Genomic DNA, 16745 nt, shown 5'->3' on the forward strand with positions numbered 1-16745 from the left:
TACTCGGCGCGAGGTATCTGCGATTCCGCAAGCTACCGTTCTTGCAATAACCTCACCCAAACTCACCCGCGTCACTTCGACCCCCCCGCCAGTGCGTCTTTTAACGCCGTCGCCACACGCCGCTGTTGTTCCGGTGTGATGTGCGGATAGATGGGGATGGACAGAATCTGCCGGGCGGCCAATTCGGCGACTGGGAAGCTCGCGCAGGGCAGGCCCAGTCTTTTCCAGGCGTTCGTTCGATGGATGGGTACCGGGTAATGCACTGCGGTAGAGATGCCGGCCTGCTCGAGGCGGTCTGCAATGACGTCACGATTGGCTAGGCGGACGACGAATAGATGCCAGACGTCGGAATTTCCTGGAGATGACCACGGCAGTTTCAGTTGGTCGATATCAGCCAGGAGGTGGTGGTAGTTGGTGGCTGCTTCTCGGCGTAGTTCGTTCCACCCCGCCAGACGTCGCAATTTGCACGAAAGAACGGCGGCCTGGATGGTGTCCAGGCGGGAATTACGGCCCATGATCTCGTGCTGATATTTGTGTTCGCTGCCGTGAGCACCAAGCAGCCGTACATGTCGGGCCGCTGCGTCATCGTCCGTGGTGACCGCTCCAGCGTCTCCGGCTGCTCCTAAATTCTTGCCCGGATAGAAGCTCGTGGCCGCGAGGTGCCCGAGCGTCCCTGCGGCCCTGTTGAACCTGGTGGCGCCCTGAGCCTGCGCCGCGTCTTCGATGATGACGGCCCCGAACTCTTCGGCGATGGGCACCAAGCGTTCCACGGGGGCAACTTGTCCGAAGAGATGCACCGGGATGATGGCGGCCGTCCGGCTCGTTACTGACTTCCGCACCGACTCGGGATCCAGCAGCAGATGCTCCTGATCTACATCGGCCAGGACTGGCCGCGCACCGATTCTGAGGACCGCCTCGACGGTAGCGATAAAAGTGTTGGCCGGGACGATTACTTCCTGGCCAGGTCCTACACCCGCCGCGCTTAGCGCCATTTCCAATGCGTCCGTGCCATTGCCCGAGCCGATGCAGTGACGAGCGCCGAGAAACTCGGCGTACTGCTGCTCGAACAGCTCCACCTCTTTGCCGCCTATGAACGCAGCCCGCGTCAGAATATCCAACAGTTGGGGTTCGAGTTCCTCCCGGATCTCCTCCTGCTGTGCTGTGATGTCAACCAAAGGCACACGGAGTTGTTGTTTTGGCTCGTTCAATTCGGGCTCCTGGTGGTTGTCTGGACGGCGATTGTTGTCGTCGGAGGTGGGGCGGCCTCCACCTCGGGCCTCTCGCCCTGATCCGGCCCGGTGTCGCTCAACAGTCTCAGGCGTGAGTACGTCCGCCTAGCGGCCCGCAGTGTCAGTGCCAGGTAGAGCACAATGCCGGCGAGGCAACCACAGGCAAGCGCGAGGAACGGCGGGGTGACCCAATTTGAGGCGAGCCAGCTGATGGTTCCGGCTCCGGCAGCCGCACCAAGCGGGACAAAGGATGGCGCAAGCATTCGTTTAACGGATGTTTTGATAACTCTCCCGACCAGGAAGAAGTAGACCGGGAGGACTGCCAGCCAGATCACAACAGCGTGGGCCATTCCTGCACCGCCTACCCCCGAAGAGGAAACACCCGTTAAGAGGGCTGGGATGAGGCAGGTCAACCAAAGCATCTGCACCCAGAACAGGCCTGCTGTCCGGCCGCCGCCGACGCACAGGTCCGCCAGGATTTCCGATACGATCCTGCCCGCTCCAAAGATTCCCAAGCCGATCATGGCGGCTGCAGCGCCCTGCCAGGTGGGGCCGTATAGCACCTGAACGATCGGACCTGCCAGTGCTACCAACAACGCGGAGATCGGCATAGCCAGGAATGCGGCCAACGCCAAGACATCGGGTGCAGCCTGGTCCAGGAGACCTGCCTTATGGAGCCGGCCGAATGTAGGCACCGCGACCGTGCGGATAATGGCGGTAATCAAACTGCTGGGCAAGTTCGCCAGGCTGAAGGCGAGAAGGTAAACGCCCAGCTCCGCGGGTCCGAGCTGCCGGCCGACGATGACGTAGTCAAGGTTAAGCGTGGCGAAAACCACGAGGTTGGCCAAAGCCAGTGGTAACCCAAGACGCAGGACGTAGGCTGCCGCTGCCCGGTCAAAACCGGGACGAAAGCGGGTGGGAGTAATTATCCAATACCCAATTGTCGAAAGAACCTGTCCGGCCACCCGGGACCAGACGAGCGCGTAGGCTCCCATGCCGTCCTGTGCCATCGGAATCGCCGCTGCAAGGGTGAGTGCCGCTCCAGCTACTTCGATAAACGCCCGAGGCCGCTGAAGGTAGTTTCGCCATACCATGGCCGCCGGCACTCCCGAACACCCAGACAGAAGGATGGTGATCGCCAGGATTTGAATAACTCCTACCGCTCCAGGATCCCCCATCAGGTTGGCCAGGGTTGGCGCAAGGATGACCACGCCGCCCGTAATCACCGCACTCGTCACCAAGCCCAGAGTCAGAATCGTCGGCGCGATTTCGTGCGGGTCCCTGTCACCACGGGCCAACGCTGCGGTAGCACCGAGTTCCGTCACGTTGACTGCGATGGCTTGAATCACCTGGGCTACTGCCAGCGCACCGAAATGCTCCGGAGCCAGGATCCGGGCCAGGACGAGCATCGTAACGAACTGCAGAGCCCTCCCGGATGCGACACCTATGGCTCCCCAGGCGAGGCCTCCTTTGAGTCCTGCCTTAACTGTTTCGACCGGGCCCGCGTCGGCTGGTCCGGAACTCATGAAATCCCCACTTTGCGCCACGCTACCCAACGCGCACGATTCAGCTGGTGCCTGTAGCTTTCCGTGAAGCTCTGGAATCCGGTCGGTGCCGCTCCAGTCTGGGCACGTCGGATCCTGGAGCGGACACTTCGGCCGCGTAATGTGCTGGCAGCAACCGGATGGGCTGCGGTCGCGACGGTAAGAAACTCGAGGGAAGCCTGAGCAGGTCCGCCACTGTCCAGGTTCCGCTCCGCCAGCAGGAGCGCTTCCCGGCAAATCCCCCTCCTAGCGAGTTCAAGGAGGTGAGCACCATTGGGCAGACGATGCTCAACTTCAGGTGTTGCCAGCACCAGGAAGGCAGCAAGCCTATGCTCCAAGTCCAACTGCAGAGTGTTGTAAGTGGTGACATGCATGTTGCTGTCATGGACCCTGTAATAGGCTTGGGAGGGTCCGTTTATTCGTCCGATATCCCAACGTGCAGCCGCGCGGATCCAGTATTCAAGGTCCGCTGAATGTGGAAGTTCCTTGTTGTATGCACCCACTTGCCGCATGGCAGTCGTGCGCATCACCACCTCTGGCGAAAAGATGAAGTTCCTCCCACGGAGGCAGGCCCACCACAGCCACTCCTTACCTGGCCAGATAATCCAGCTGCTTCTGTGCGCGCCATCCGCATCCCAGGTAGCCTTGGGTTCTCCACGGAATTCCGACGGCAAACCGTAGACCAGGCCCACGCGGGGGTGGGTCATCATCAGGTCCGTTGCCCTGGACAGGGCCCCTGGTGCCACGATGTCATCCGCTGACACCAGTGTCACAAATTCTGTTTCCACCCTCGCGAGGCCATCGTTGTAGCTTGCAATGTGCCCCATGTTTTTCTCATGGGCCACAACATTGATCCTGGGATCGCCCTCGGCGAGGGCGTTGGCTATCTTGACCGAACCATCCGGTGAGGCGTCGTCAACAATGATGATCTTCGCCTCAACCCGCTTCTGCATCAGTACGCTATGAACAACTTGGGGGAGGTACTTTCCGTAGTTGTAGCAAGGAATGACAGCGGTGACAGTTGCAAAATCTTTGGCCTCCCGAGGCCATGAGACCCTCATGACATCCCGCCAATCCGGAAGCTGTCCCTGTCAATCTCGTGCGCTGGCACGCCCACCCAGGTCTGGCCGTCGGGGACGTTGCTCAGTACCGCCGCGCCCATCCCCACTGTGGCGTAGGCGCCCACGGAAGTCCGCTCGCGCACGCTGGAGTTCATGCCCAGGTACGCTGCCCGGCCAATCCGGACTCCGCCGCCCAGTGAAACTCCCGCAGCGAACGTCGCGAAGTCCGCCACGTCGTCGTCGTGCGTGAAGGTAACAGAAGGCATGGCAACGACATGTGATCCCAGCGTGACGGCGGCGGTGAGCGTGACGTTCCGCAACAGGATGCTGCCTCTTCCCACGTGACAGCCATCGGGGTATTGGACTGAAGGGTCCACCGCCGTGGCGTACCTGTCCTCGGTGAGGCCTTGCGCAGTCAGGCGTTCCACCACCGCTTCCCGCACCTTCCCGGAACCGATGCATACCAGCACAAACGCGTGCGTGTACCTGGCGGCGTCATCGATAATCCCGAGGACCGGGGCCCCGTCCACGCTTACGCCGGTCATTTCGACGTCGTCGTCAAGCAGGCCGACGACGTCGTACTCACCACTGCTGCGTACCATCGCCAGGACTTCGCGCGCCAGGCCGCTGGCAGCTATCAGGATTAGCTCACCCATTTGTTTGCATCCCTGCAGCCGCACCACGGATGGTGCTGATGATCCTGCTCACCCCTTCATCGTCCAGTTCGTGGTAGACGGGAAGGATCAAGGTCCTGTCGTTTAGCCGTTCTGTCTGCTGAAGCAGGGAATCGCCTGCATCGCGCCAGCGGTAGGCAGGCTGACGGTGGGCCGCCATAATGCCGCGTCGGGCCGAGATCCCGGCTTCTGCCAACTGTTCCATTAGCCCGTCCCGCGTGGTTCCAAAGCTGGGAAGGACCTCCACCCAGAACGACTGGAAGTTGGTGGTGCCGTAGGGCGGGTCTGACACCATCCGCAGGCCCGGCACTCTGGAGAGGCCGGCAACATACCGTGCGGCGATGTCCCGCCGCCGTTCCAACACCTCCGGCAACCGGCCCAGCTGGATGATTCCGACGGCGGCCTGAAGGTCCGTCATCCGGTAGTTGAACCCCACCTCGAGATAGGCCTCAGGGGCGGCCAATAGTGATCCGTGCCGGTCCGCGGCTGACACGCTCATGGAATGCTCACGCAATGTCCTGGCCCTGGCTGCCCAGTCGGCCCGATTGCTGGTGAGCATCCCGCCTTCACCAGTGGTGAGGATTTTGCGCGGATGGAAAGACCACACGGCGACATCCGCCCCGACACCCACGGGCCTGCCCTTGTACGTTGATCCCACAGCACACGCGGCATCCTCGATCACGGTGATTTCGTGCCGGTCGCACAGCTCGCGGATGGGGTCCAGATCCAGCGGCACGCCGCCCTGGTCCACCACGATCACCGCACGGGTGTCAAGAGTGAGCGCGGCAAAAATGGTTTCAGCGGTCACGTTCCCGGTGGTAGGGTCCACGTCGCAGAACACCGGCCGGGCACCGACGTACGTCACCGCGTTGGCAGTGGCGATGAAGGACAGGGACGGCACCACAACGTCGTCCCCCGGTCCAATCCCTGCCACCACCAGGGCCAGGTGCAGGGCAGTGGTGCAACTGGAGGTGGCCACGGCGTGGCGGACGCCCTGGTACTCGGCAAAGCGGGACTCAAACTCCTTGACCCTGGGCCCCTGTGCCACCCATCCAGATGCCACCACTTCGGCCAATGCCCGGGCTTCCTCGTCACCGAGCCATGGCTTCATCACATTGATCCGGGCGAGGACTGGTTCAACAGTCATTAGGCACCAACCTTTCGCGCAGCGGCAATCTCATCCCGCAGCGGCGTCCACCAACTGACGAGTTGCCGGAGTCCTTCTTCGAGTTCCACCTCTGCTTTAAAGCCGAGGTCCCGGGCGGCCGCTGAGGTATCGGCCAGCCGGCGGACAACGCTGTTCACGGGCCGCGCGGGCCCATGTTCTACCTCAAGGCCGGAGTCCATCACCCGCAGCAGTGCCTCAGCCATTTCCAGCAGGTTCGTTTCAGTGCCGCTGGCCACGTTGTAGATTCCCGCGGCGATGTCACTGCCGGCCGCCAGCACGTTGGCGCGGGCCACGTCGGCGGTGTGGACGAAGTCCATGGTCTGGAGGCCGTCACCGAAGATCAGCGGTGGTTGCCCGTCCATGATCCGCTCCATCCACCGGACCAGGACTTCGGTATATAGGCCATGCACGTCCATCCGGGGCCCGTAGACGTTGAAGTAGCGCAGAACCACGTAGTCAAGGCCGGTCATGGCGCGGAAGCTCCGGGCCATGCCTTCGTTGAAGGACTTGGCGGCGCCGTAGAAGGTGTCGTTGTTGGCGTGGTGATGCCGTTCGGTGGTGGGAAATTCCTCGGCCATCCCATAGACGGAGGCGCTGGACGCGGCCACCAGCTTGGTCACCTTGTGTTCTGCGGCGGCCTCCAGGACGTTGAACGTTCCGTCTACCAGCACCTCCAGGGCCAGCCGGGGCTCCTCCGCGCATTGGGTGATGCGGATGGCGGCCTGGTGGAATACCAGATCCTTTTCCGTGGTGAGGTCGTGCACCAGGTCCCGGTCCTGGATGCTCCCCTGCACCAGTTCAACCCGTCCCGAGGCAAGGGCGCTGGCGAGGTTGTCCAGCCGACCACGGACCAGGTTGTCCAGCACATCGATCCGGCTTACGCCGGCGGCCAACAGCACGTCCACGAGGGTGGACCCGATGGTGCCGGCTCCGCCGGTGACCAGGACGTTGGCTCCCTCCAGCCGACTCACAGCGCACCTTCCAACGCGGCACCGGTTCCAGCCATGGCGGAACCAATCACTGGGGCAGGCTGCCCGTCGCGGGCCAGGCTGCGGGTAACGGCTTCGAGGACGGACAACACCCGAAGTCCGGATGCGCCCCCGGTCCGGGCCTCCTGGCCACTGCGGATGCAAGCTGCCAGTTCCTGCACCACCTCGCCGAGGGCTTCACGCTCCGGCAGGGCGGGGGACCAGGTATCACCCAGGCGGTAGGAAACAGCCGTGGACGCTTTCTCGCCAGTTGATTTAGGTTGCCCGTCCAAGCTCACGCCGCGGTCATAGACGCTGAGCCGCTGCTGGGGATTAAGGTCGTCCCAGACCAGCGTCCGCAGGGATCCGCCGATCACCATTTGGCGGATCTTGGTGGGGCTCAACCAGTTCACATGCACATGCGCGGTGGCATCATTGGGCAGCCGGAAGTTCAGGTGTCCCACGCAGTCCCGTCCGGTTCCGAGCGGGTCCGCGCCGAACGCGGACACTTCGGCAGGGTTGAGGCCTCCCGGAAGGACGAAGTCAAGGATGGCGAGATCATGCGGGGCCAGGTCCCAAAAGACGTCCACGTCTGGCTGCACCAGTCCCAGATTGATCCGGGTGGAATCAACGAACAGGATTTCGCCGAGCGATCCGGACTGCACAAGCTCCTGCATTTTGAGGACCGCCGGTGTGTAGCAGTAGGTGTGGTCCGCCATCAGGACCAGCCCGTTTGCCTGGGCTTCGGACACCATCTCCAGCCCATGTTCCCTGCTGTCTGCCAACGGCTTTTCCACCAGGACGTGCTTTCCGGCGCGTAACGCCGTCATGACCGTTCCATGGTGGGTGCGCGCCGGCGTCGCGATTGCAACCGCGTCCACCTCAAACGTGTCCAGTAACTCATCAAGGGATTCGACGCAGGCGATGTCCCCGATGGTGGCGGCCAGTTTGCGCGCCCGTTCGATGTCCAGGTCGCAGATAGCCACCAGATCCCAGTCCGGGCTGGCCTGGAGGTTGCGCGCCAGGTTTGGTCCCCAGTAGCCGGCACCGACGACGGCGATCCGGAGTTTTGGCGCAGGCTGCGGATGGGTGCCGGCGTGGAATGAATTGTTGAATGCTCTCATGTCACTTCTTCCCTGTAGGTCTCGTGTCAGTAGGCGCCGGACGGCTGGACTATTGCCCGGAGCGTCCGCCAAAGAATCAGCAGGTCCCCTGCGAGGGACCAGTTTTCTACGTAGTAAAGGTCCAACCGGACTGCTTCCTCCCAGGGGAGGTCTGAACGGCCGTTGATCTGCCAGAGCCCGGTGATGCCCGGCTTAATCAGGAGCCGGCGGTGGATATGGCGTTCATAAGCGCTGACCTCACGGTCCAGCGGCGGCCGGGGCCCCACCATGCTCATGTCACCCAGCACCACGTTCCAGAGTTGGGGGAGCTCGTCCAGAGAGTATTTGCGCATCCAGCGTCCGCAGTGCGTGACCCTCGGGTCATCCTTCATCTTGAAGAGCACCCCGGCCCCCTGGTTCTGCGGGTTGAGGGCAGCCAGCCGCGCCTCGGCGTCGGCCACCATGGAACGGAACTTGAACATCCCAAAGGCGTGGCCATCCTTGCCAATCCGGTTCTGCCGGAAAAGCACTGGACCGGGGCTGTCCAGCCGTACGATGACAGCTAGCAACAGGAGCACGGGTGCAAGCAGCAGGAGGGCAGTCAGTGCGGCCGCAACATCCATGACCCGCTTCAAGGCGTGCTTCGCTCCGCTGTATTGCGGGATATCCACGTGCATGAGGGGCAGGCCATCTACCGGCCGCCAGTGGATGCGGGGACCTGCAACGTTGGTGAGGGTTGCCGCGAGAATCAGTTCGGTCGATGACTCCTCAAGTTGCCAGCCCAGCTCGCGGATGAACCTGCTCCCGCCTGGGAGAGGGCCGGCGATGATTACCGAGTCGGCCTCAACCAGGCGGACGGTACGGGCAATGGCATCGGTGGAGGAGAGTACGGGCACCGTGCGCTCGTCCACCCGCAGGCCGGCTCCGCGCCTTGCCCCGGGAAGGCAGGCCCCAAGAATCTCATACACGGATCCTGACTTCCGGACCTGCTGCACCACGTAACGGACATCCTCCGGCTCGCCCACCACCACGGTGCGCGAGAGGTGGTGGCCTTTCGCCTTTTCAACGGTGAGCCGGTGGCGGAACGCTCGACGGTTTGCCGTCAAGGCCACCAAGCCAAGCGGGAGGGAAACCGTTACAAAAGCGCTGGCACCGTGGACGGAGAAGACCACAGCGGCGAGGGCCAGGAGGCCGAAGATGCGCAGCGTGGCCGATGCCACCCGCTTGTACTCGTCGGCACCGATGCCCAGGACCTTCGGGTCCCTGGTGTGGTAAAGCTCCAAGGCGGCCAGCCAGGCGAGTGTCAGGACGGCTGCCGCAACTGCGGCTCCGCCGTCCCTAGGACCCTCGGGCGAAAACCCAGCCTCCGAAAGAAGGAAACCGGTGTATGCCGCACCCGTCACCATGGCGGCGTCCGCGCACCGGAGTAAGTGGATGTGCCTGACGATCCAGGCTGCCGTCGACTTCGGGGTCCGTACTGTGGCTGCGGGGCTGGTCCCGGCCGCTGGCGGCAGGGGAAACCGGGTTCCGAAGGTGTATGCTGCTGGCAGCCGCTGTGTTGCCGCCGGCTGTGCAGCAGTGGGAGCAACCGGCCAGCCGAGCGCAGCAGGCCGAGTCTTGGCTACTGGTATTTCTGCCATGGTGCCCCTTCCCGGCGTAATCGCACGTCCTCTGGCCGTGAAGTAAAACTAGTCTCCGAATGGCGGACTTAGACGGGGATTGGTGGGACCCTGTGGGTTCCGGGAACGAAGGCTGTGGAAACTGCGGTCACCGCAATTGCAGGAAACTCGGCTAGAGAACGGGCATGACGTACGGCTCGGCCGTTGCGATTAACCCGCCCGCGGCGGCGAGGGCAGTCAGTTGCGCACGGGACTCAACGCCGAGCTTGCGGTAGATGGCCGTGAGCCGCACTTCGACCGTACGCACAGAAACATACAAAGAGGCCGCTATTTCCTTGTTGCGCATACCCCTCGCCACCATCTTCGCCAGGGAACGCTCCTGGTCGGTGAGCAACAGCATCGCCGGATTTCCATTCGGGGGAACAGGCTCCAAGCGGTCGTCCAACAGGAGGCTATCAACGTGACGGCTCCAAGCATCCGCCCCAATCTCCTCAAACATCACTTTGGCCCGGAGGAATGCATCCCGGGCGTCCCGGAGCCTGCCAAATGCATGCAGCCGTTCCCCGTAGCACATGCCAGTCCTTGCCAGTTCAAGTGTTTGCCCGTTCCTGCCATCAAGCGCCCGACTGAAAAACTGCAGTGATTGCTCACCATCCGCAAGCATGGCGCGGCTCCTGGCGACCGCCGTCATCAGCCACGGTGACCTCAGGCCTACGGAACGGCCCTCAAGGCGCAAGAGCGCCTGCGTGGCCTCGTGGTGCCGGCCCAGGCGGACCAATACCTCCACCAGGTCCGCCTCACACCGCAGGAGAACTGGGTTGCCAAACCGCAGGCCAACCTCCGCGGCCCGGGACAACTGGGCAACCGACTCCGCTAGATCACCGCGCATCAGCGCGAAGTGGCCCTGACAGGCGGCAAGCTTTGCTGTAAGGGCAGGGTAGCTTTCCGCACCTGCATAACGAAGCGCGTCGGTGCCGCAAACGCGGGCCTGTGCATCATCGCCAAGGGAGTGCGCACGCCATAACCGGAAGAGGTGCCGCGTCCCGCGGTGGTACTTGAGTTCGGGCTCGGAGAGCTCAAGCTCGTCGATTAGCCTGACGGCTGCGCGTACGTTCCCGGCGCGGATTTCATTGTCCGCGGCCATGAAGGCTGCGGTTTCCCGCCAGTTGATGTGGCCCGGCTCAGCCGAGTTGCGCAGCATCGCGAAGGCTTCCTGAGCGGTTTCGTATTGTTCTGCGTACGTGAGGACACGTCCTTGAACCATGAGGCCGGCTATGCGGGCGGTGCCCGACTGCTCGTACTTTTGCCCAGAGTCGGCCGTTTCACCGCTAATGGATTCGATCAGCAGCTTGGCATGGTCGGCAATTTCCAGGCATTGTGCCGAGGCGCTCCCGCGGAAGGCGCTGGTCTGGCGCAGCAGTTCGGAGGCTTCCTGCAGTTCCCACCGCTCGGCATAGTAGAGGGCACCGATGGCCAGCAGACTGGCAGAATATGCGGGATCGTGCTGGCCGAACTCCTTCACGAGCCGAAGCACCATGCTCGAACGCACGGCGGCCCCTTGGGTGAACTGAATTTCGAAAGAAAGCCCCGTCAGTCGCAGGATTAATGCGGGGTTGCGGGTTACTCGCTGCGCCCACTCAAGGTAGCGGCGTGCGTACACAAACTCGCCCCGGTTGAATAGCAGCTCCGCCAGGCTGGTGAGGCGCGCCGCCGTTTCTGCTTCCCAAGGGTTGATGGTGAGTGCCCGCTCGATATATTCCACAGCGAACGCCACCTCACCGCCCCGGATCAGGTCCACGGCGTGCCTCAGCAGCTGGAAAGGGGTTTGCCGTTCCAGGGCGGTGAAACTCAGATGCCACCTGCGGGCGTAAGGATCTGTATCGCTGGCTGCTTCCGCAAGGGCACGGTGGTCGGCGGTGCGTACTGCAGGTGTCATGGCCGTGAAGACGTATCCCCGAAGCAGTTGGTCCCCGATCCCCAGATGAGGTCCCGATCTCTTAACCAGGCCTGTAGCCAGCAACTCATCGACGCTCGTCCAAACGTCTCGATCCATTTTCTCAATGGTGGAAATGTCGCTCCGGAAGGAAAGGGCGAGCAGGTCGAGGACATTGCGTGCTCCGGGGGTCAGCGCGCATACCACCGAAGCGAACTCTGTATCAAAGCTTCCCTTGGAAGGTAGCGGGACGGGCAGCGCGTACTTGCCCTCGGCGTGCCTCTCCATCAGCCGTTCGTAGAGGTCGACGGCGGCAAGCGGGTTGCCGCCGGTAGCTGCGGCAACCGCATGGGCCGCCGCTGTCGTCCTTTTTGCGGGAATGCTCTCAAGCATCCGCACGGTGTCGCTGTAACTAAGAGGGCCAAGCCGTAGGGTTGACAGAGCACCAAAGGGGCTGTCCGGGAAGTCCTCCCGCACGCTGACAAACAGCGCGATGTCCGTGCCGGTTAGCCGCCTGGCCATGAATCCAATGACAGCCTGACTGCTGGAATCCAGCTGGTCGGCGTCGTCGATCACAAGGATGGTTCGTGATGAGGAGCGCTGATGCAGGCCATTAAGCAGCATGCTGGAAACAATGGGCACGCTTATGGGGCCGGCTGTGTCCCGCAGGAGATCATCCGCGAGGCGGTTCAGGACAGGATCGTCCATGTCATTTAGGAGCGCGGTCAGGCCGGACAAAGGCCAGTCCGATTCGGCAGCAGCGGCCGCCAGGAATACTGTCCGATTATCGGAAAGGGCGGGAATTTCCGACAACAGGGCAGACTTTCCCGTGCCCTTGCGGCCGATCACTGTAAGTGCGGTGTCTTTGGGACCGCGAATTATGGACTGAATGCAATCCAGTTCTTTGCTTCGGCCGATAAGCGGCAAGGCGTCCCCAATCGTCGAAGAAGGAGACCGCATTCTTTCACTACCAGGTCGCATCGAGGCATCCGCTCCCCAGCGCGGATTCTGCCGTACATGCGAATATAGCGCTGAAATCAACCGCGGCGCCATCGGCTTGCTGCTTTATTTCATCAAGATAGCATCCTGCACTTGCACAGGGGTCCCCCCCAGGCCCCCTCGGGGGATGCCCTTGTCAGCCAGAGGCAGCGGGCCTGCCGTTCGAAAACATCAGCGCTGGCGCATGTCGCGTCCGACTGCAGGGTCTTCTGTTCCAGAATCCCGGTCCGGGATTGCGGCCCTCCCCTGCCTACAACTCTTAGGGCATTGCAATCCCCTATACCTAACGAATTCTCAAATCCTAGAGCCCTTTACTTGCCTAACAGGGGATGAAAGGTAGGAAAAAGCGAGTACCTACTACTCGTGATACCTGTACTAGGTAGGCGATAGTCTTTCGGAACGGCCAGAGGATTGGCGATGGGTTGCTGGGGGACAGCGACCAGACCATGACCGGATTAAGCGTTGGTGCCGCCCCTAACGGTGGGCGGCATTGTCAAGAATCCGAACTGTCATGAAGTGGTGAGGCAATTGTCGATTTCGCCCCAACTTCCAGCTCTGTTTTCCGAGCCGGGACTTTTATCATCGCAGGCATCAATCAGCGTAGTTATTCCCACGTTGAACGAGGAAAAGAACCTTCCTTGGGTTCTGCGCCGGATGCCCTCCTATGTCGATGAGGTGATCATCGTGGACGGCCGCTCGCAGGACAACACTGTTGAAGTGGCCAAGGCACTGCGTGCGGACGTTGTAATTGTCAATGAAACCCGAAAAGGGAAAGGTGTAGCCCTGCGCTCCGGCTTTGCGGCAGCATCCGGCGACATCATCGTCATGCTGGACGCGGACGGGAGCATGGACCCGCAGGAGATCGGGTGGTTCGTTGCGCCCCTCCAGCACGATTTTGATTTCGTGAAGGGATCCCGGCACGTCACCGGAGGTGGGTCGGAAGACCTGACCCGCCTCCGGAAAGCAGGTAACAGGGCGCTGACCCTGCTGGCCAACGCTGTCCTGCACAGCAATTATTCGGATCTCTGTTACGGATACATCGCCTTCCGACGGGAATGCCTGGAAGTACTGGAGTTGCAGTCCGACGGTTTTGAGATCGAAACAGAACTCATCGTCAGAGCAGCCAAAGCGGGATTGCGGATTGCCGAGGTCCCCAGCCTTGAGTTGGACAGGATTTCCGGGGCGTCCAACCTCCAGACATTCCGGGATGGTTGGCGCGTGCTGCACACGCTGGCCCGGGAGTGCGCGGTTTGGGAAGCGCCCACCGCAGGCGCACGCCCCGAAGCCCTCCGCCGCGTGAAGTACACCTACTCCAACGTTCGTTTCACGCGACTGCCTGTGGATCCGCACAGCGTTCTTGCGCCGGCGGTGAGCCAGCATGCTTGACCGTATCAAACCACTGTCGGTGACTGTCGTCATTTGCGCCTACACCTCGAAACGGTGGGGCATGCTGTTGGACGTGATCGAATCCGTCCGCCATCAGACGATGGCCCCCGACGAGGTGTTGGTTGTCATCGACCACAATAAGGACCTGTATGAGAGGCTCGTCGAGATTGTCGACGACGTCACGATCGTGGAGAGCACCGGACTGCCCGGGCTGTCCGGTGCCCGCAATACGGGCGTGGGGCTCGCTGAGTCTGACATCGTCGCCTTCCTGGATGACGACGCTGAGGCGGCGCCGGATTGGCTCGAACGCCTCGTGGCGCTGTACGACGATCCCGACGTCCTGGCCGTGGGCGGGAAGGTTGTTCCGCTATGGGAATCCGGCCGGCCCGGCTACTTCGCGGAGGAATTGGACTGGATTGTGGGATGCAGCCACAGGGGATTGCCTCGAGTGGCCTCCGAAGTCCGCAACGTCATAGGCGCCAACATGTCGTTCCGGCTCGAGGTACTGCACCAGGTGGGTGGCTTTAACCAGTCGCTTGGCCGGAAAGGTACGTTGCCGCTCGGCTGCGAGGAGACTGAGATCTGCATCCGTTCCACGATGGGCGCACCTGGATCTCGCATTGTTTACGAACCCGCTGCCCTGGTTCGGCACCATGTACCGGCGGAAAGAGGCAGCCTGCGTTATATGCTCTCAAGGTCCTGGTCCGAGGGTATTTCCAAGGCGCAGGTCAGCCAGATTGTGGGACAGAAGCGGGCCTTGGGCCCGGAGCGGCGATATGTCCGCAGCACGTTGCCGCGTGCCGTGTTTTCCGGAATCCGCGATTGGAGCCGAGGTGCCAACCCCTATGGACTGGGCCGGGCGGCCTCCGTCCTCGCGGTGCTGGCCTTCACGTCCGCCGGCTACTTACGGGGGCGCCAGATGGCTCATGTCTCTACAACCCAGCCGGACGGCTTAGTTCTCAAGGGTGCACCCTGGCGGGAAGTCCAGTGAGCGAAGGCGTGAAGGTATCGCTCTTGGCAGACGACGGCACGGCCTCGGAACCAGTTGCGGCTACTGAATTGGTCCAGAAGTTGGAGAGCCAAGAAATTCTAAGCCTCAGGGGCCTGGGGCCGGTATCGAACCGGTCCCAGGCCCCTGAGGCTTAGTTGAGATTCTTTCGTTGATGCTCCTATTTGGTGTCAATTGGTGTTGAGCCAGTCTGAATACCGTTGGAAGAAGTGGTCGCGGGTCAGTCCACGCTCGAATCTGGACTGTGGTGTTTGGTGCGCGGGTAACAGCTCATGCGGACCAGTGCGATGTGATGGATGGCTTTTGTTGGCTTGCCGGTCTCTGCTGCGGCTGAGACGCTGGCGGGTGTGCTCACTGGGTCGGTCAGGGTGCTGGCGGGGCGGGACTCTTCCGGTGTGGCAATCATCGCGGTGGTGATGCGGCCCAGGGTAGCGGGCGTGCAAGGCTTCGGGAGCGGAGACAAGGAATGCTTTTGATCTGAGCCATCACCGCTACGCTGGGGCGCGTCGCGGTTAATCTCTCGGCGCACAGTACGCACAGTGCCTCAACGGCGCCGTTGTGCGCTTTCGGCATCGACGTCCTGCTGCCTGCCACCGCGGCTTCGGCCGACTGGTACGCCGTCCAGCGGGTCTTACTTGCCGTGCAGGCGGCGGCTCTGCCGGTTCGGACGCATTCCTTAGGCGACCTGCATTCCTTCGCGCGTCAAGACGGGCAAGCTCCGCACCGTAGGTGCCGGCGCCCTCGACCCCTATGGCACGGACTGTACCGCATGCGGTGATGAAATCGATGATCCTCCGGTATCCGGCCCCCAACAGCGGCAGGCGCGCTGACGTCGGTTCGGCTCTCAACCGGCGTCGGTTGGACGCCAGTACCGCAGTCCGCCGCTGGTGGCGCCGTCATCGGCGACGTTGATCAGGGCATATGGGAAAGCTTTACGGTCCGACTGGTCCGGCCCGTCCCCGCGGATGTCCGAGGACCAGGTGCCGGTGTTGACGTACCGGGTGGGAGAGGTTTCCAGCGCCGATTCGAGGGCCCGGTGGGTGTGGGCTGAGATGTACCAGGCCACAGGGGAGCCGTGCGTCTCAAGGATGCGGGTGAAACGGGCAGCTGAAGCAGGAGCTTTCCCGCCATTTACCCTGCGTCCGGTGGCCGCAAGAAGCATGCGGGTGGCGGTGAGAGGCAGCGCTGACACCGTCCGGAACCGGGACAGCCGCGCGAGCTCCCGCACTGCCGTCCCGTCGAGTGTGAGCCGCAGCGACTCGTTCTGCAACAGCTCGTCATAAGCGAGCCCTCGGACCCGGCGTTCCGCCCGTTCCGAAGCCAGGCAGGCCCGGGCAACGGCTCCGGCGCGGCTCAGGCGCGACTTCGCCGGGTCTGCGTGCCAGGCGGCCAGTGGGGGCAGGTCCAGTTCGTCAGTGCCGTTGACCCCGGTCCGGAGCACCTCGGGTATCCTGTGCAGCGCGTGGTGCAGGTGGCCGTGCTCGGCCACGAGCACGGAGGGGACGTGCAGGAACCACGGGTGCACGTGGACCCGTGTGGAATCGTTCGGTGCCAGCAGCGCCGATAGTCGCGCGGCCACCGCCGGCCGCGCCAACTCCACATCATGGTTCCCGCACACAAAGTGCAGCTGCACGCCGGACGCCGCGCACGACTTCAACGCCTGGAACGTGTCAGGATGCCCGGAGAGAATGGACCCGAGTCGAGCCAAGCTCTCGCCCTCGGCCAATCCTGCAAGCTCAAAGGTGTCACCGTTGAAGACAACGTGCTGCTGTGGACCTGGGGCTGGGCGTACCTCGCGGCCGATGAACTCCGGCAGCACTCTGCCGGGGTGGCGGGGGTCGTCGTCGGACACGTCCAGGTGCAGGTCGCTGAGGAGCACCCATCGCGCCGCCCGGCTCACGTAAGCAGTCCCAAAACGCGGGGGAACAAGAGAGCCACAAACAGCACCCACATGACGCCGACGACGACCCTGGTACTCCGCGCCCTGCGCTGGAGGGCCGCGTCGGCGGGTTGCCCCGTGCCTGGTTCCGAGACTGTGCCGACCCGTCGGAC

The 16745-nt window shown here is 62.6% G+C and carries 12 protein-coding genes; 2 read left to right on the forward strand and 10 right to left on the reverse strand.

Annotated elements, in window-relative coordinates:
* Positions 1 to 71 precede the first annotated feature (71 nt).
* The 9 genes from QFZ57_RS05140 to QFZ57_RS05180 all read right to left on the reverse strand — a co-directional run bounded on the left by QFZ57_RS05140 (position 72) and on the right by QFZ57_RS05180 (position 12352).
* On the reverse strand, positions 72 to 1208 hold the full coding sequence (locus tag QFZ57_RS05140) for a DegT/DnrJ/EryC1/StrS family aminotransferase (RefSeq protein WP_306629366.1): 1137 nt from the start codon (positions 1206 to 1208) through the stop codon (positions 72 to 74).
* Positions 1205 to 2755 (reverse strand): lipopolysaccharide biosynthesis protein, encoded by a 1551-nt coding sequence (locus tag QFZ57_RS05145; RefSeq protein WP_306629367.1) that lies wholly within the window; start codon positions 2753 to 2755, stop codon positions 1205 to 1207. The genes QFZ57_RS05140 and QFZ57_RS05145 overlap by 4 nt, the downstream gene beginning before the upstream one ends.
* Complete coding sequence (locus QFZ57_RS05150) at positions 2752 to 3834, reverse strand: glycosyltransferase family 2 protein (RefSeq protein ID WP_306629368.1); 1083 nt, start codon at positions 3832 to 3834, stop codon at positions 2752 to 2754. Before QFZ57_RS05150 ends, QFZ57_RS05145 begins: the two co-directional genes overlap by 4 nt.
* On the reverse strand, positions 3831 to 4490 hold the full coding sequence (locus QFZ57_RS05155) for an acetyltransferase (RefSeq protein WP_306898495.1): 660 nt from the start codon (positions 4488 to 4490) through the stop codon (positions 3831 to 3833). The genes QFZ57_RS05150 and QFZ57_RS05155 overlap by 4 nt, the downstream gene beginning before the upstream one ends.
* A complete protein-coding gene (locus QFZ57_RS05160; RefSeq protein WP_306898497.1) occupies positions 4483 to 5655 on the reverse strand; it encodes a DegT/DnrJ/EryC1/StrS family aminotransferase in 1173 nt (390 codons plus the stop codon). The genes QFZ57_RS05155 and QFZ57_RS05160 overlap by 8 nt, the downstream gene beginning before the upstream one ends.
* Positions 5655 to 6647 (reverse strand): NAD-dependent epimerase/dehydratase family protein, encoded by a 993-nt coding sequence (locus QFZ57_RS05165; RefSeq protein WP_306898500.1) that lies wholly within the window; start codon positions 6645 to 6647, stop codon positions 5655 to 5657. The genes QFZ57_RS05160 and QFZ57_RS05165 overlap by 1 nt, the downstream gene beginning before the upstream one ends.
* Entirely contained in the window at positions 6644 to 7768 is a 1125-nt protein-coding gene (locus QFZ57_RS05170) for a Gfo/Idh/MocA family protein (RefSeq protein WP_306898502.1), read from the reverse strand. Before QFZ57_RS05170 ends, QFZ57_RS05165 begins: the two co-directional genes overlap by 4 nt.
* Positions 7769 to 7794: 26 nt before the next feature.
* Positions 7795 to 9387: a sugar transferase gene (locus tag QFZ57_RS05175; RefSeq protein ID WP_306898504.1), complete on the reverse strand. Its 1593-nt coding sequence runs from the start codon at positions 9385 to 9387 to the stop codon at positions 7795 to 7797.
* Between the two features lie 151 nt (positions 9388 to 9538).
* On the reverse strand, positions 9539 to 12352 hold the full coding sequence (locus QFZ57_RS05180) for a LuxR family transcriptional regulator (protein ID WP_306898506.1): 2814 nt from the start codon (positions 12350 to 12352) through the stop codon (positions 9539 to 9541).
* Between the two features lie 426 nt (positions 12353 to 12778).
* Between QFZ57_RS05180 and QFZ57_RS05185 the strand changes: the two genes are divergently transcribed.
* Together QFZ57_RS05185 and QFZ57_RS05190 are read left to right on the forward strand one after the other, a co-directional pair.
* The gene (locus tag QFZ57_RS05185; protein WP_306629375.1) at positions 12779 to 13684 is read left to right on the forward strand and encodes a glycosyltransferase family 2 protein; all 906 of its coding nucleotides are present in this window, start codon (positions 12779 to 12781) and stop codon (positions 13682 to 13684) included.
* A 19-nt stretch (positions 13685 to 13703) separates the two neighbouring features.
* Positions 13704 to 14675: a glycosyltransferase family 2 protein gene (locus tag QFZ57_RS05190; RefSeq protein ID WP_306898509.1), complete on the forward strand. Its 972-nt coding sequence runs from the start codon at positions 13704 to 13706 to the stop codon at positions 14673 to 14675.
* Positions 14676 to 15537: 862 nt separating this feature from the next.
* Here the strand turns inward: QFZ57_RS05190 and QFZ57_RS05195 are convergent.
* Positions 15538 to 16593: a hypothetical protein gene (locus QFZ57_RS05195; RefSeq protein WP_306898511.1), complete on the reverse strand. Its 1056-nt coding sequence runs from the start codon at positions 16591 to 16593 to the stop codon at positions 15538 to 15540.
* Positions 16594 to 16745 lie beyond the last annotated feature (152 nt).

The sequence above is a fragment of the Arthrobacter sp. B1I2 genome (assembly GCF_030816485.1).
GTDB lineage: Bacteria > Actinomycetota > Actinomycetes > Actinomycetales > Micrococcaceae > Arthrobacter.

Coding starts and splice junctions, on each gene's coding strand:
- QFZ57_RS05175 (WP_306898504.1), bottom strand. CDS start 9,387: ATGGCAGAAATACCAGTAGCCAAGACTCGGCCTGCTGCGCTCGGCTGG.
- QFZ57_RS05170 (WP_306898502.1), bottom strand. CDS start 7,768: ATGAGAGCATTCAACAATTCATTCCACGCCGGCACCCATCCGCAGCCT.
- QFZ57_RS05180 (WP_306898506.1), bottom strand. CDS start 12,352: ATGGCGCCGCGGTTGATTTCAGCGCTATATTCGCATGTACGGCAGAAT.
- QFZ57_RS05150 (WP_306629368.1), bottom strand. CDS start 3,834: ATGAGGGTCTCATGGCCTCGGGAGGCCAAAGATTTTGCAACTGTCACC.
- QFZ57_RS05160 (WP_306898497.1), bottom strand. CDS start 5,655: ATGACTGTTGAACCAGTCCTCGCCCGGATCAATGTGATGAAGCCATGG.
- QFZ57_RS05155 (WP_306898495.1), bottom strand. CDS start 4,490: ATGGGTGAGCTAATCCTGATAGCTGCCAGCGGCCTGGCGCGCGAAGTC.
- QFZ57_RS05145 (WP_306629367.1), bottom strand. CDS start 2,755: ATGAGTTCCGGACCAGCCGACGCGGGCCCGGTCGAAACAGTTAAGGCA.